The sequence below is a fragment of the Ruegeria sp. CF3 genome, assembly GCF_056537365.1.
Genome location: NZ_JBQFRK010000001.1, coordinates 248,547 through 263,121, shown reverse-complemented (window position 1 = coordinate 263,121; position 14,575 = coordinate 248,547). Strand labels below are relative to the sequence as shown.

At 56.0% G+C, this 14,575-nt stretch carries 11 protein-coding genes; 5 read left to right on the top strand and 6 right to left on the bottom strand.

All coding sequences use genetic code 11. The features are described 5' to 3' along the window. Window positions 1-6: 6 nt before the first annotated feature. The 6 genes from ACR0KC_RS01300 to pyrH all read right to left on the bottom strand — a co-directional run bounded on the left by ACR0KC_RS01300 (window position 7) and on the right by pyrH (window position 6,675). Window positions 7-1,125 (bottom strand): NUDIX domain-containing protein, encoded by a 1,119-nt coding sequence (locus tag ACR0KC_RS01300; protein WP_480704636.1) that lies wholly within the window; start codon window positions 1,123-1,125, stop codon window positions 7-9. A gap of 29 nt (window positions 1,126-1,154) precedes the next feature. Continuing rightward, entirely contained in the window at window positions 1,155-1,595 is a 441-nt protein-coding gene (locus ACR0KC_RS01295; RefSeq protein WP_480704634.1) for a TrgA family protein, read from the bottom strand. A gap of 16 nt (window positions 1,596-1,611) precedes the next feature. After that, window positions 1,612-2,820 carry an SAM-dependent methyltransferase gene (locus ACR0KC_RS01290; RefSeq protein WP_170393292.1) on the bottom strand — a complete coding sequence of 403 codons (1,209 nt, stop codon included), beginning with the start codon at window positions 2,818-2,820 and terminating at the stop codon, window positions 1,612-1,614. A 69-nt stretch (window positions 2,821-2,889) separates the two neighbouring features. Continuing rightward, a complete protein-coding gene (locus ACR0KC_RS01285; RefSeq protein WP_480704632.1) occupies window positions 2,890-4,314 on the bottom strand; it encodes a cryptochrome/photolyase family protein in 1,425 nt (474 codons plus the stop codon). 47 nt (window positions 4,315-4,361) lie between these two features. Then, window positions 4,362-5,588, bottom strand: a complete 1,227-nt coding sequence (locus tag ACR0KC_RS01280; protein WP_480704630.1) for an aminotransferase class V-fold PLP-dependent enzyme — start codon at window positions 5,586-5,588, stop codon at window positions 4,362-4,364. A gap of 334 nt (window positions 5,589-5,922) precedes the next feature. After that, window positions 5,923-6,675, bottom strand: a complete 753-nt coding sequence (gene pyrH, locus ACR0KC_RS01275) for a UMP kinase (RefSeq protein WP_170405311.1) — start codon at window positions 6,673-6,675, stop codon at window positions 5,923-5,925. 97 nt (window positions 6,676-6,772) lie between these two features. Between pyrH and miaA the strand changes: the two genes are divergently transcribed. From miaA to ACR0KC_RS01250, 5 genes are all read left to right on the top strand, one after another. Then, the gene (gene miaA, locus ACR0KC_RS01270) at window positions 6,773-7,666 is read left to right on the top strand and encodes a tRNA (adenosine(37)-N6)-dimethylallyltransferase MiaA (RefSeq protein WP_480569397.1); all 894 of its coding nucleotides are present in this window, start codon (window positions 6,773-6,775) and stop codon (window positions 7,664-7,666) included. A 353-nt stretch (window positions 7,667-8,019) separates the two neighbouring features. Beyond that, window positions 8,020-9,690, top strand: a complete 1,671-nt coding sequence (locus ACR0KC_RS01265; protein WP_170393298.1) for an ABC transporter substrate-binding protein — start codon at window positions 8,020-8,022, stop codon at window positions 9,688-9,690. 121 nt (window positions 9,691-9,811) lie between these two features. Continuing rightward, window positions 9,812-10,858 (top strand): ABC transporter permease, encoded by a 1,047-nt coding sequence (locus ACR0KC_RS01260; RefSeq protein ID WP_170393299.1) that lies wholly within the window; start codon window positions 9,812-9,814, stop codon window positions 10,856-10,858. 13 nt (window positions 10,859-10,871) lie between these two features. Then, window positions 10,872-12,335, top strand: coding sequence for an ABC transporter permease subunit (locus ACR0KC_RS01255; RefSeq protein WP_170393300.1), 1,464 nt, complete (start codon window positions 10,872-10,874; stop codon window positions 12,333-12,335). A 93-nt stretch (window positions 12,336-12,428) separates the two neighbouring features. Then, window positions 12,429-14,516, top strand: coding sequence for a dipeptide ABC transporter ATP-binding protein (locus ACR0KC_RS01250; protein ID WP_170393301.1), 2,088 nt, complete (start codon window positions 12,429-12,431; stop codon window positions 14,514-14,516). Window positions 14,517-14,575: the final 59 nt, after the last annotated feature.

Below are 14,575 nucleotides of genomic sequence, written 5' to 3'. Positions count from 1 at the left end.
CAGGGATCACTTAGCGCGCAGTCGATCGCGGTTCCGCGCCAACCAATAAGCAAGAGTTAGAAGCGGCAGATCCTTGAAAACATGAGCATCTACCATGCTCATGAATTCATCAAACGGCAGAATTCTGCTGCGGATATCCTCACCTTCGGAAGCGAGGCCACCGCTTTCAACCGTACTAGTCAGATCCCCAAGACCGACATAGAGATAAACATATTCTGTTGACGATCCGCTGGATGAATAGGCACCACCTGCATATTCCAGTTGGTATAGTGAAATCTGCGCTTCTTCCATGGCCTCGCGGGTGGCCGCCTGCTGAGGTGTTTCGCCCGGGTCGATCATGCCAGCCACAGGCTCCCACATCCACGGCTCGGGGTCGTCGATCAGGAACACGGGCGCGCGGAATTGCTCTACCAGCAACACCGTATCGCGCACCGGATCATAAGGTAGGACGACCACAGCGGACCCTTGCATCAATCCATTGCGATGCAGCACCGGACTCATCTCGCCGTTATTCTGACGATGCTGCAGTTCAATTTCATCCATCCCAAAATAGTTGACATAGGCGCGCTTGCGGTCATGAACGATCACGTCATCCGCAACGCTCCGCTCATCCCCCGCTCCACGTTGTCTTGCCGCTAATCTGGCCCAGGCGCGTGTTCTTATGGCTGGAAAGCTGCGCACGATGTCCGAGGCATCGACTCTTCCATAATGGGCCATCACCTCGTCTGCCGCGAACACCGAAAGCGCACCCCAATCCCTGATCCAGGTTTCAAGATCCCACGGTGCGCCTTTTTTCCAAATGTCAGTATCCGGAAAGAACACCAAGGCCTGATGTTCTTTTCCATCCTCAGTCACGATTGTCTCCGGGCGCAGTTCATATTCGAAACCGCCTTCATAGAAGGCCAATCGACTACGCTCGACGTCACCTAGGCCCTGCACCAGAATGCCACTGGCCTTACTGCCCTTTTCGGTGACAATCATTGGAAAGGGTTGATCTTGAACCGCGTATACGGCGTGATCCGGCAAAACAGCCTGCATCGCCGATAAATCGCCTGCGCTGCGACCCATGACGAGTTCCAGCAAAGAGACATGGCGCAAAGTGCCATAGAAAAACAGATTGGACAAAGCAGAGGCCCCGAATTGGCAGATCAGATTTAACGCCAGCGGCGAAAGGCAATTTCGGTAAGTATCCCGCTGAGAACAGCACCAAAACCCAGCGTAAGCAGGATTTCCGGTGCCAGAAGCTGTTCACCATAGGCAATCCCGATCTGAAAGATGGCAAGCAGAGCCTCAAACGGACCACCAAACCGATGGCGCATCGCCTGACTGAACATCTCGTAGGTGCCCTGAACGAACAGCCCCCAGAACACCAGTGCCGCAACACCGGTCAAACCGTTGTTGACGGCCGCGGTCCAGCCACGGCCAGCACGTTTACCCATGACAACCCAGCCACAGATCCAACCCAGGATTATGTTCACGTAAGTGAAATAACCATAGTCCTTACCCTCTTCCCCGTTGTCGATGATCATGCCCGTCACAAGGAACGCGATCACCAGCAGACACAACGCGGCGACGAGACGTGAGGCTGTAGGCATTCGATTTTTCCGTTCTTCAACTGGGTTTGGCTATCGTGATCTGTGTCACATCACAATTACCGGTGTCAAAGGCTGCGCCACATGCGGTCAAATAATAATTCCACATGCGGCGAAAACGCTCATCAAACCCCATCTCCGATATCTGATCCCACTTGGCATTGAAGGTCTCGTACCAGCGCCGCAGGGTCAGATCGTAGCTTTTGCCAAACTCTTTTGAGCGTACAACGGTCAACCCCGCCTGATCGATCTGATCTCTAAGGATAGACGGTGCTGGCAGCATCCCGCCGGGAAAGATATATTTCTGAATGAAATCAACGCCGTTCTTGTAAATGTCCCAGCGATGATCCGCGACCGTGATGATCTGCAAAGTGGCATGGGCGCCAGGCTTCAACCGATCACGGACCGTGTTGAAATATGCGGGCCAGTATTTCTGACCGACTGCCTCGAACATCTCGATCGAGGCAATTCCATCATATTGACCCTGCTCATCGCGGTAGTCCTGTAGCTTGAACTCCACGAGATCAGAAAGTCCCGCTTTTTCAATTCGCTCTCTAGCAAACTTCAACTGCTCTTGGCTAATGGTCAGCCCGGTGACGCGCAGCCCACGCTCTTTCGCGGCATATTCGGCGAACCCGCCCCAGCCGCACCCGATCTCAAGGATATGATCCCCCGGTTTGGCCCCCATTTCATCCACCAGGCTGGCATATTTCGCAGTTTGCGCCTTTTCGAGGCTTTCCTGACCCGTTTCAAATATGGCGCTGGAATAGGTCATCGTGTCATCCAGCCACAGGCCATAGAAGTCATTGCCGAGATCATAGTGATACGAGATGTTCTTTTTCGCCTGCGACCGGTTGTTACGATGCAACCAGAACCGCAGTCTTTCATAGGCTCGCACTAGAAACTGTCCGGTAAAATCATCGTAGACCGTCTCAGTTCCCAGATGCACGAGGTCCATGAAACTGCGTAGGTCCGGTGTGCTCCAATCGCCTTCAAGGTAGCCGTCCGAGAAGCCCAGCTCTCCCTCGCGCACCAGCCGGGAAAAGACGTCCGGGTCGTGGATGTCCACATGTGCCACGGGGCCTGGTTGGGGCGCATCCGCGCGGAAAATGCGGCCGTCGGGCAGCGCGATGTCAAGTCGGCCGCGCTCCATCCTCTTCAACATCTTGAAGACTTGTGTAAAATATCTCGGCAGGTTTTCCTGCCCTTCGGTGCTCGTCAGGAACATCCGCTCTCCCCTCTGCGGTTGCGGGTCAAAGCTAGGACGGGATTCGGTTTCTGGCAAGTTTTCAGTTCCTTACTGGTCTTTTCCGGCATTATACGCGCCCAACGCACGGGCGCGGCCTTCCTTCAGCCCCACCACAGGTGCGGGATACATCTGGTCACGAGAAAGCCCCCATGATCGCGGCACGGCATCAAAATAGGCCAGCGCGGTCGATGGCGGCTCGGATTGGCCCTCGGCAATCCAGCGACGCACATAACCTGAGTTTGGATCAAACCGCTCGCGCTGTGTGTCGGGATTGAAGATACGGAAATACGGTGCGGCATCAGGGCCGCAACCGGCCACCCATTGCCATCCCATCGCATTTGCAGCTGGGTCCCAGTCGATCAGGCAATCCCCGAACCAGTCTGCGCCGATTTTCCAATGCGTCATCAGATGCTTTGTCAGATAACTCGCGACAATCATTCGAGCCCGATTGTGCATGCGTCCGGTGACATACATTTGTCTTAGACCGGCATCGACAAGCGGAATTCCGGTTCTTGCCTGACGCCACGCGCGCACTTCGGGCGTGTCGGGATCAGTATTCCAAGGGAATGCGTCCCATTCAGGCTTCCAATTGGCACTCAGAAGATGCGGCCAGTGGTACATTAAGTGATATGCGAACTCACGCCACACAAGCTGACGCAGATAGCCTTCACCACCATGCGCCCCGGTTTGGTCGGCGATTTGCACCCGATGCCAGATTGTACGCGGCCCGATCTCGCCCAGTGCAAGGTATTCTGAAAGATCAGAGGTTCCAGATTGATCTAGTTGATCCCGCTGTTCGCGATACTGATCAATACGTTCCAGAAACGCGTCCAGCTGGTCCAGCGCCGCGTTTTCGCCCGGGCGGACAAACGGGCGGACCACTGCGGCCCCGCGCTGCATATCCCGATCCAGTCGCCAATCAGACAATTGATCGGACGCAGGCCAGGTTTTCGGCGTCATAAGCCGCGTGGGCGCGGGCTCGGGCAAAGAGACTTCGCGCCCCTGCACTGATCGCCACATCGGAGTGAAGACCCGAAACGGCTGGCCGGTTTTGGTGGCGATCGTCCAAGGCTCAAACAAAAGTTGGCCAGCAAAAGACTGTGCCTGGATACCCTGTTCGGTCAAAGCAGCCTTGATCTGGGTATCCCTGTTGATCGCCTCCGGATCATAAGCCCGCGTCCAGAATACGGAGCCTGCCCCAGTTTCTCTGACCAGTTCACAAAGAACATCCAGTGCTTGACCCTGGCGCAGTATCAACTTGCTGCCAAGCTGCTCAAGCCTGCCGGCAAAAGCGTCAAGGCCCAGACCAAGGCGCCATTTCGGCGCGGCACCCAAAGTCTGAACCTGATGATCTAGAACAAATACGGGCACGATGGGTCGACCTGATTGCACCGCCGCGCTCAGCGCCGGATGATCTCCTAACCGAAGATCGCGCCTGAACCACAAAATGATCGGAGAATGATCAAAATCCATGTCCGCCCCATGTTTTCTTCGAACTACGAAGCGCCGCAGAAACTGGATCACAAAACGCGGTCAAGCGCCTCCAAAAGCTGATCAATTTCCTGTCGACTGGTGTAGTGTGTAAAGCTAAGGCGCAAGACCCCTTGTTCTGCGTCAACGCCCATCGCTTGCAAAGGGCGATGTGCGTAGAAATCACCGCCACCTGCCATGATACCGTGTTTGGAAAGCTCGGCAGCAACAGGCTCGGCCTTCTTATTCAGACTTAACGCTACCGTCGGTGCGCGCCGACTGGCATCAGACGGTCCGATCAGGCGCAGAGCGTTCCGGTCTTTGACCGCGTCCAGTAGAGGTTGCAATAGAGCGACCTCGTGTTCCCGCATCAGATCATGCACAAAGGACCCCCGTGCCGAAGCTCCTGTTTCCGGTCCTCCATGATGGGCACAAAGCAGGTCCACATAGTCCGCCATGCCTGCGCTGGCCGCGATCTGAGCATGGTCAGGCCCGGCTGGTGTGAACCGCTTGAAAAGAGTGTCGCCGTTAAAATAATGCGCTTGGTTGGGCAGCAATTCACCCAGAGCTCGTCGAATAACCATGCAACCCTGATGCGGGCCATAGGTTTTGTAGGCGGAGAACAGATAGATATCAGGGCCCAGATCACCGACATTGGGGAACCCGTGCGGTGCGTAAGAAACCCCGTCGACACAGGCAAAAGCACCCGCAGCATGGGCGATTGCGGTGATTTCGGTGACCGGGTTGATTTCCCCAACAACATTCGAGCAATGCGGAAAGCACACCAGCCGCACTTTCTCGTCCAGCAAATTCTCCAAATCTTGCGGGTTCAAAGACCCACTCTCCGGATCAATCTTCCATTCCCGAATTTCGATCCCCTCATCGGCCAATCGCCGCCAGGGCCCCGAGTTTGCTTCGTGGTCTTGATTGGTCACGACAATCGCTTCGCCCGGCTGCATCCACTGCCGGAATGCCTGAGCCAGTACATAGGTGTTCTGCGTCGTCGAAGGGCCAAAGCTCAGCTCATCTGCTTCCACCCCCAATATCGCGGCAAGTCGCGCTCGTGCTTCGTCCATTTCCGCGCCACCCACACGGCTCGCCTCATAGGGCGCGTAGGGCTGAACCTTTCGCTGGGTGTAGAACCGGCTCAACCGATCAAGCACAGGTTTGCAGGTATAGGATCCACCTGCATTCTCAAAAAAGGCCTGTCCTTGAAGGCTGGGTTCCGAAAAGGCCGGGAACTGCGCCCGAACGAATTCAATATCAAGAGCGCCCATCGCATCTCTCTCCCTTATCATGCACTACAGTCCGGGTCGTTGCCCGTGCAAAGTCCGGACATCCCCGAAAACAAGGCAGGTCTTCCAGCCTAGCCGCAGGTCCTTGGAACGGGTAAGGATCGACGGCAGCCCCCATGATGGCCCCATCACCACCAGCAGACCCGGCCAGATAGCCAGAGGTAGAAGGTTGGGTCAAGTGATTGCGTTAATGGTATTTTTTGCCGCCACGCAATGCGTGCACTGACGACGTCATTGGCCCACGCGGGGCTTAGTTTCTTTTTGAGTACAAAAATGCCGGGCAGAGATGCCCGGCTCAGTGTTGTTCAAATCAGCATTAGCCCTGAACTTTGGTATAAGTCCCCTCACCCGCCAGGATGCCGCGGAACCCGCCGGGCTCATCCAGACCGAAAACGATCAGTGGCAGATTGTTGTCGCGCGCCAACGCTATGGCCGATGCGTCCATCACGCGCAGCCGCTTGGCCAAAACATCGTCATAGGAAACCTGATCATAGCGCACTGCATCCGAGTGTACCTTGGGGTCTTTGTCATAAACGCCATCCACACCGTTCTTGCCCATGAAGATCGCCTGACACGCCATTTCGTTAGCGCGCAGAGTCGCAGCGGTATCGGTGGTGAAATAGGGGTTCCCGGTTCCTGCGGCAAAGATGCAAACCCGCTTTTTCTCAAGGTGACGAACAGCACGGCGGCGAATGTAGGGCTCGCACACCTCATCCATCCGAATGGCCGAAATTACACGTGTAAAGACCCCTACCCCCTCCAGAGCGGATTGCATCGCCAGCGCGTTCATGACAGTCGCCAGCATGCCCATGTAGTCGGCTGTCGTACGCTCCATCCCCTGCGCAGATCCAGACAGACCACGGAAGATATTGCCACCCCCGATGACCATGCAAATCTCAACACCAAGATCATGAACCGATTTGACCTCTTGCGCGATGCGCTGAACGGTGGGCGGATGCAGTCCGAATCCCTGATCTCCCATCAGCGCCTCGCCGGAAATCTTCAACATGACACGGTCATATGTTGTTTTTGGGGTCTCGGTGGTCTCGACGGAAGGGGAAAGGCTCATGTTGCGCTCCGGGCTGGCACGGGGTTATTTTCCGGCGCAAAATGAAGCAAAACCTCCGCAGGTTCAATGCGGATAGTCAGGAACGGGGCAACCAGTCATGGCCGACAACTCTGAGAACCGGCTTTTGGCGCAATTGCCGTCGATTCCCGATGACAAACCTGTATTGATCGCCGGGCCCACTGCCTCGGGTAAATCGGCGCTGGCGCTGTTGATCGCCGAGCGTTTCGGAGGCGTGATTGTCAACGCCGATGCCAGTCAAATCTATGACTGCTGGCGTATTATCTCGGCCCGCCCCTCGCCCGAGGATGAGGCCCGCGCACCGCACCGTCTGTATGGGCATGTTGCCTATGACCAGACCTATTCGACTGGTCATTGGCTGCGAGAGGTCACGCCGATGCTGTCGCAACGCCCTCGTCCGATAATCGTCGGAGGGACCGGTCTGTATTTCACAGCTCTGACCGAGGGGATGGCCGATATCCCCGCAACCCCGCCGGAAATCCGGGAACACGCGGATAAGTTGCCGTTGCAAGAACTAATCGCGGGTTTGGACGGTCTGACCCTGCAGAGGATCGACACCCAAAACCGCGCGCGTGTTCAGCGCGCCTGGGAGGTTCAGAACGCAACCGGGCGATCCCTTTCGGATTGGCAGGCTGACACCCCCGCCCCGATACTGGATATTCAAAACACGGTGCCGATTGTTTTCGACGCCAGAAAAGACTGGCTGCTGGATCGCATCAACCGACGGTTCGACCTGATGTTGGACCAAGGAGCTATAGAGGAAGTGGAGGCCATGCGCGATCGCTATGACCCCTCTTTTCCCTCCTGTAAAGCGATCGGCGTTCCGGAGCTAATGGGCTACCTGGACGGCCGCATGACACTGGATGAGGCGCGCGAAAAAGCGACGATCGCGACACGTCAGTTTGCCAAGCGCCAACGCACATGGTTCCGTGCGCGCATGAAGTTCTGGCATCACCTTGACGCAGCGCGTTGAAGGTTGCAGCCGCCGGATACGATAAAGCCCAAAATAACAACGCCTTAATCAGCACCATGGTGAGAGATAGATATGTATCCATCTATCCGTCACAACGTGTCTCGTTTCCTTTCACATTGAAACTTTCCGAACCTCACTTTCTGCCCGGATGTCGTTTTTGTACCATCTATGACGATTTCCAACATTGACGCAGGGAAAAAACTGGTGCCGAATGCGGCTATGGGGATGTTGATAAATCGTAAATCCAAGCCCGTGGCCCTACCAACCGAGACTAAACGGTCCCTGTAGTGCCCGGCTCTATCAATCAGAAACACGAAATCTAAAAAAAAATTATGTGTCACAGGGAGACATCTATGGAAAACCAGACAATCAACGGAAAGCCGATGCATTGGGCGGCAGAGATGCACGCCAAGGAATATCGTGAGGGCAATCTGAGCCGTCGTGAATTTCTGGCCCGTGTAACCGCGCTGGGCGTTGCTGTACCGACGGCATATGGCATGATTGGCCTGCAGTCACCGGCAGCCGCTGCCGAACCTCAGCGTGGCGGCACCATCCGCTATCAAATGGAAGTGCGCGCACTGAAAGACCCGCGCACATATGACTGGACGCAGATCGCAACCTTCACGGCTGGCTGGCTGGAATATCTTGTCGAATACAATAATGACGGCTCGTTCAAACCCATGCTGCTGGAAAGCTGGGAAGCCAATGATGACGCCACTGAATACACGCTGAACGTCCGCAAAGGTGTGAAGTGGAACAATGGTGACGATTTCACTGCCGAAGACGTAGCTCGCAATATCGAAGGTTGGTGCGACGGATCTCTGGAAGGGAACTCGATGGCCTCGCGCATGGCCTCACTGATGGATGAGAGCACTCAGAAAGCCGCAGATGGCGCCATCACCGTTGTCGACTCGCATACAGTCAAGCTGAAGTGCAACGCGCCGGATATCACGATCATCCCCGGCATGGCAGATTATCCGGGTGCAATCGTACACAGCAGCTTTGATGCAAATGATATGCTGTCCAACCCAGTTGGTACGGGTTTCATGATGCCCGAAAGCCATGAGGTCGGCGTGAAGGGCGTTCTGGTCCGCAATGAAGGCTTTGACTGGTGGGGCTACGAAGCTGGTAAAGGCGGCTATATCGACCGGATCGAATTCATCGATTATGGCACTGACCCTGCTGCTTTCTTGGCCGCCTATGAGGCCGAAGAGATCGATATGAACTGGGAATCGGTTGGTGAGTTTGTCGACATCTTTGACAGTATTGGCCTTGTCCGCTCGGAAATCCCATCGGGCTTTACCATTGTCATTCGCCCCAACCAGCTGGCTGAAGACGCCGATGGCAACAAAATCTATGGCGACAAGAGGGTCCGTCAGGCCCTTGCCATGGCAGTTGACAACGCCGTCTGCCTTGAACTTGGCATGTCCGGCTACGGCATCACTGCCGACAACTGTCATGTCGGCCCGATGCACCCCGAGTACGACTCGGCTGTGACGCGTATCCCTTACGATCCGGCAGGCGCAAAGGCGCTGATGGACGAAGCGGGTATGGGCGATTTCGAACACGAAGTGCAGTCGATCGACGATGACTGGCGTCGCAATACCACGGCTGCGGTAGTGGCTCAGTTGAACGATGCGGGCATCAAGGCAAAGCACACGGTTCTGCCTGGTTCGACATTCTGGAACGACTGGACCAAGTACCCGTATTCCTCGACCAACTGGAACCACCGCCCGCTGGGCACGCAGGTTCTGGCACTGGCGTATAAGTCGGGTGTCGCTTGGAATGAATCTGGTTTTGCCAACGAAGAGTTCGACAAGCTGCTGGCCGAGGCGAACTCGATCGCGGATGTCGATATGCGCCGCGAGGTGATGGCGAAACTGCAGGCGATCATGATCGACGAAGGCGTGGTCATCCAGCCGTATTGGCGGACCGCGATGCGTCACCACCGCGACAATATGGTCGGTGTCGAAAAGCACATTGCGGACCTGCCGCAGCTTTATAAGTTCGGCCTGACTTCCTAAGCCGAAACCTACAAGGGCCGCGCCAATCTGGCGCGGCCCTTCGTCCTCAATACGGCGACCAGAATAATAGCAATGCGTGGGGCGAAATGCCTGTCACGCCAGCCGATCAACAGGGGCTAACATGGGACTTTTTATTCTAAGGCGTGTGGGGATTATGCTGTTGACAGCATTGTGCCTGACATTCCTGGTCTTCTTCCTTACCAATCTCTACCCGAACCTGGAAAAGCTTGCGAAGACGCAGGGCAATTTCAGGATGTCTGATGAACAGGTCGAAAGCTATCTGGAGAAAAACGGCTACCTCCAGTCCACGCCGATCAAATACGGTGAATGGCTCGGTGTCCTGCCCTCGTTCCGACACACGAATGAGGACGGTACCGTTCAGGGCAGATGTATCCTGCCAGGCAAAACTGCCGAGGAATCTCCGAATTTCTGCGGTATCCTGCAGGGGTACTGGGGATATTCAACTGTCTTCAAGGAAGAGGTCTCTACCGTTGTTGGCAACCGGCTGGCACTGACCGGACGGCTGATGTTCTGGGTGATGCTGCTGATGGTCCCTTCGGCACTTATTCTGGGCATCCTGGCCGGGATGAAGGAAGGTTCGGCCACTGACCGGACGCTTTCAACCTTTGCCATTACGACGACGGCGACCCCAGAATACGTCTCGGGTGTGATCTTCATAGCGATCTTCACATCCTCCGCCGTCGGACTCAAATGGTTCAAAGGCACCGCCACTCAGGCGATGGAGAACCCGACATTTGAGAATTTCTTCCTACCAGTGTTGACAATCGCACTTTACGGGATGGGCTATATCGCCCGGATGACCCGCGCCTCAATGACCGAGGTGATGACGGCGCAATACATCAGGACGGCGCGTCTGAAAGGCGTGTCATTCCCGAACATCGTCATGAAACACGCGCTGCGCAACGCGCTTATCGCGCCCTTTACAGTCATCATGCTGCAGTTCCCATGGCTGCTGAATGGTGTCGTGATCGTCGAGACCCTGTTCAACTACAAGGGCTTTGGCTGGGCGCTTGTACAGGCAGCGGGCAACAATGACATCCAGCTGCTGCTGGCGATCTCGGTCGTGTCGGTCTTTGTGGTGCTGGTGACGCAGCTGATCTCGGATATCGGCTATGTCTACCTCAACCCGCGCATCCGCATTTCGTAAGGAGGGATAGATCATGGAACCACTTACCTGGACCGGCTCTATCGCCTTCCTGAACCCGCTGTTGATGCTTGCGTTGGGACTGATGCTTTTGTCCATCGTTGTCTGGATGCTGGCAAGTATCGTGCTGCCCGAAGATCAGATGATTGTGAATGCCGATGGGACGCTCAGTTCGAGCTCTGGCCTGAGAATCCTGATACAATCGGCGCTGCGCTATAGCTTTTTGGCAAGTGTGGGAATCGCGGTGGCGTACATTGTCCTTGGCATCCTGATGGGGACCAGTGCTGGCATCATCGGCGCTATCTCTCAGCAGTTTCTGCCCGTCTGGCTGTCGCTGATCATCCTTTATGCGATGTCGATTGCGTTCAAGCGCAAGCTGGGCCTTTATGGCAAGCTGTTCGACAGCCCCATTGGGATGATCGGCTTTGGCCTTGTGATGTTCTGGGTGTTCACCGGCATATTTGGCGCACTCGATCTGATCGTAACCCACGATCCCCTATCGCAGGTCTCGGGTATGAAGAACAAGGTGCCGGGCACCCCGCTTCCCAATCTGGAGGACGGTCAATACGCTTGGTATTTGCTGGGTGGAGATAACCTCGCGCGCGACGTCTTTAGCCGTATGGTTAAAGGTGCTTGGATCGTCGTGCAGATCGCGCCGCTGGCGACGATGTTTGCCTTCATGGTCGGTATCACTCTGGGTTTACCCGCAGGCTACTATGGCGGGCGTCTGGATACGCTCCTGTCATTCCTCGCGAACCTGATCCTGGCTTTTCCCGTTATCTTGCTGTTCTACCTTTTGGTCACGCCCGAGATCGTAGCGACCGGCGTGCCGAACTATATGGCGGCGATCCTATTCGTGTTCCCGATCATCTTCCTCGGCGTTCTGCTGAATTCGCGTTTCTATACGCGTCCCAGTTTTCGAACGCCTTTGTTGATCGGCGTTCTGGGTGTTGCGCTCTGGCTCTACCTGTCGCTGATTTCGACCGGTGGCTACATCATCAACACCGACAGCTACCGCATCTGGGGTCTGCCGACCTACCTTGATCTGTTCGATATTCCAGGCGGTATTCTGGTGGTGTTCGTCTCGGTGGTCTTCGTGAACTCTCCGACCGTGTTCCGCATCGTACGCGGACTGGCGCTGGACATCAAAACTCGCGACTATGTGGCTGCGGCCCAAACGCGCGGCGAGGGTCCATGGTACATCATGCTGTGGGAAATCCTGCCCAACGCGCGTGGCCCGCTGATCGTCGATTTCTGCCTGCGCATCGGCTACACGACCATCCTGCTTGGAACCTTGGGTTTCTTCGGGCTGGGGCTGCCACCGGAAAGCCCCGACTGGGGCTCGACGATCAACGAGGGGCGCAAGCTTCTGTCGATCTATCTACATCCCGCACTGCCGCCCGCGCTGGCATTGCTGTCGCTGGTTCTTGGCTTGAACCTGCTGGCGGATGGTCTGCGCGAAGAAAGTCTGAAGGACTGATTGTGATCGAGGCCGGGGGCTCTGCCCCCGGACCCCCGAGATATTTTTAGCCAGATGAAGGGGAACCCCCGGACTCTCGCGAGGAGTAATAAGATGAACAAACTGGCGGATTATGACGGGCCAATCCTGGAGATCGACAAGCTTTCGATTTCCTTCTTTACCCGCCTTCGTGAGATCCCTGCCGTGATGGATTTCTCGGTCAGTGTGCAACCCGGCGAAGCCGTCGGTCTGGTGGGTGAATCAGGTTGTGGGAAATCTACCGTAGCGTTGGGTGTCATGCAGGATTTGGGCAAGAATGGCCGCATCGTCGGTGGCTCGATCAAGTTCAAGGGGCGTGATCTGGGTGAAATGACCACTGAGGAGCTGCGCGACATTCGTGGCAATGAAATCGCGATGATCTACCAGGAGCCGATGGCATCGCTGAATCCGGCGATGAAGATCGGCAAACAGCTAATGGAAGTGCCAATGATTCATGAGGGTGTTGGTGCAGAAGAGGCCTATGCTCGTGCGTTGGAAGTGGTCACCGATGTACGCCTGCCCGACCCTGAGCGGATGCTGAACTCGTTCCCGCATCAGCTGTCAGGCGGTCAGCAGCAGCGGATCGTGATTGCGATGGCGCTGATGTCGAAACCTGCCTTGTTGATCTTGGATGAGCCAACAACCGCTCTGGACGTGACGGTCGAGGCCGCCGTGGTCGAGTTGGTCAAGGATCTGGGCAAGAAATACGGCACCTCGATGCTGTTCATTTCGCACAATCTGGGTCTGGTGCTGGAAACCTGCGACCGGCTGTGCGTGATGTATTCAGGTGAGGCCGTCGAGCGTGGCTCGATCAAGGATGTATTCGACGAGATGCAGCACCCGTATACGCAGGCGCTGTTCCGCTCGATCCCGCTGCCGGGCGCTGACAAGAACTCGCGCCCGCTGGTGGCCATACCTGGGAACTTTCCCCTGCCCCATGAGCGGCCTCCGGGATGTAACTTTGGTCCGCGCTGCGACTATTTCGAAGAAGGCCGCTGTGACGCCAAGGATATCCTGATGGAGGCGGTACCGGGCAACGACCGACACCATACGCGATGCTTGAAATTCCAGGAAATCGACTGGAACGCGCCAATCACCGTTGGTGAGCAGAAAGAGAAAGGCGAGATTGGCCGGACTGTTCTGAAAATGGATAACCTCAAGAAATACTATGAGGTGGCTGCGAATGCATTGTTCGGCGGTGGTGAGACCAAAGTGGTCAAGGCCAATGAGACGCTAAGCTTTGAAGCGCATGAATCCGAGACGCTTGCCATCGTCGGCGAATCCGGTTGTGGCAAATCCACCTTTGCGAAGGTCTTGATGGGGCTGGAAACGGCCACCGACGGGCAGATCCTGCTGGACAATCGCAATATCGAGGACGTGCCCATCGAAGAACGCGACGCCAAGACCGTTGGCGAAGTGCAGATGGTGTTTCAGAACCCGTTCGACACGCTGAACCCGTCGATGACCGTAGGCCGTCAAATCATCCGGGCGCTGGAAATCTTTGGTGTCGGTGACTCCGAGGCCGATCGCAAGAAGCGGATGCTGGAACTGCTGGATCTCGTGAAATTGCCCCGCGCCTTCGCGGACAGGATGCCACGCCAGCTATCAGGCGGTCAGAAGCAGCGCGTCGGTATCGCCCGCGCCTTTGCCGGTGATGCACGGATCGTGGTTGCGGATGAACCGGTTTCGGCGCTGGACGTATCCGTACAAGCTGCCGTTACAGACCTGTTGATGGAAATTCAGCGCGAGCACAAAACCACGCTGCTGTTCATCAGTCACGACCTTTCAATCGTGCGCTATCTCAGTGACCGTGTGATGGTGATGTATCTGGGGCATGTGGTTGAACTGGGCACCACCGATCAGGTCTTTAGCCCACCCTATCATCCCTACACTGAGGCATTGTTAAGTGCGGTTCCAATCGCGGACACATCGATCGAAAAGCAGCACATCGTGCTTGAGGGCGATATCCCCTCGGCCATGAATCCGCCGCCGGGTTGCCCGTTCCAAACACGCTGTCGCTGGAAATCAGAAGTGCCGGATGGGCGATGCGAATCCCATGTGCCCCCGGTGCAAACACTTGCGGATGGTCATCAGGTGAAATGTCACCTTGCCGAAGACATTCTGGCCAAAATGGAGCCGGTTATCAAAATTGCGGCCGAATAAATCCGCACGAACGAAAGAAAAGGGTCGGTCAAAGACCGGCCCTTTCAATTTGCGTCACG

Bases quoted from the DNA above. Each gene is read 5' to 3' on its own strand.
- ACR0KC_RS01295 (WP_480704634.1), bottom strand. From the start codon at position 1,595: ATGCCTACAGCCTCACGTCTCGTCGCCGCGTTGTGTCTGCTGGTGATC.
- ACR0KC_RS01290 (WP_170393292.1), bottom strand. From the start codon at position 2,820: ATGTTCCTGACGAGCACCGAAGGGCAGGAAAACCTGCCGAGATATTTT.
- ACR0KC_RS01285 (WP_480704632.1), bottom strand. From the start codon at position 4,314: ATGGATTTTGATCATTCTCCGATCATTTTGTGGTTCAGGCGCGATCTT.
- ACR0KC_RS01280 (WP_480704630.1), bottom strand. From the start codon at position 5,588: ATGGGCGCTCTTGATATTGAATTCGTTCGGGCGCAGTTCCCGGCCTTT.
- pyrH (WP_170405311.1), bottom strand. From the start codon at position 6,675: ATGAGCCTTTCCCCTTCCGTCGAGACCACCGAGACCCCAAAAACAACA.
- miaA (WP_480569397.1), top strand. From the start codon at position 6,773: ATGGCCGACAACTCTGAGAACCGGCTTTTGGCGCAATTGCCGTCGATT.
- ACR0KC_RS01265 (WP_170393298.1), top strand. From the start codon at position 8,020: ATGGAAAACCAGACAATCAACGGAAAGCCGATGCATTGGGCGGCAGAG.
- ACR0KC_RS01260 (WP_170393299.1), top strand. From the start codon at position 9,812: ATGGGACTTTTTATTCTAAGGCGTGTGGGGATTATGCTGTTGACAGCA.
- ACR0KC_RS01255 (WP_170393300.1), top strand. From the start codon at position 10,872: ATGGAACCACTTACCTGGACCGGCTCTATCGCCTTCCTGAACCCGCTG.
- ACR0KC_RS01250 (WP_170393301.1), top strand. From the start codon at position 12,429: ATGAACAAACTGGCGGATTATGACGGGCCAATCCTGGAGATCGACAAG.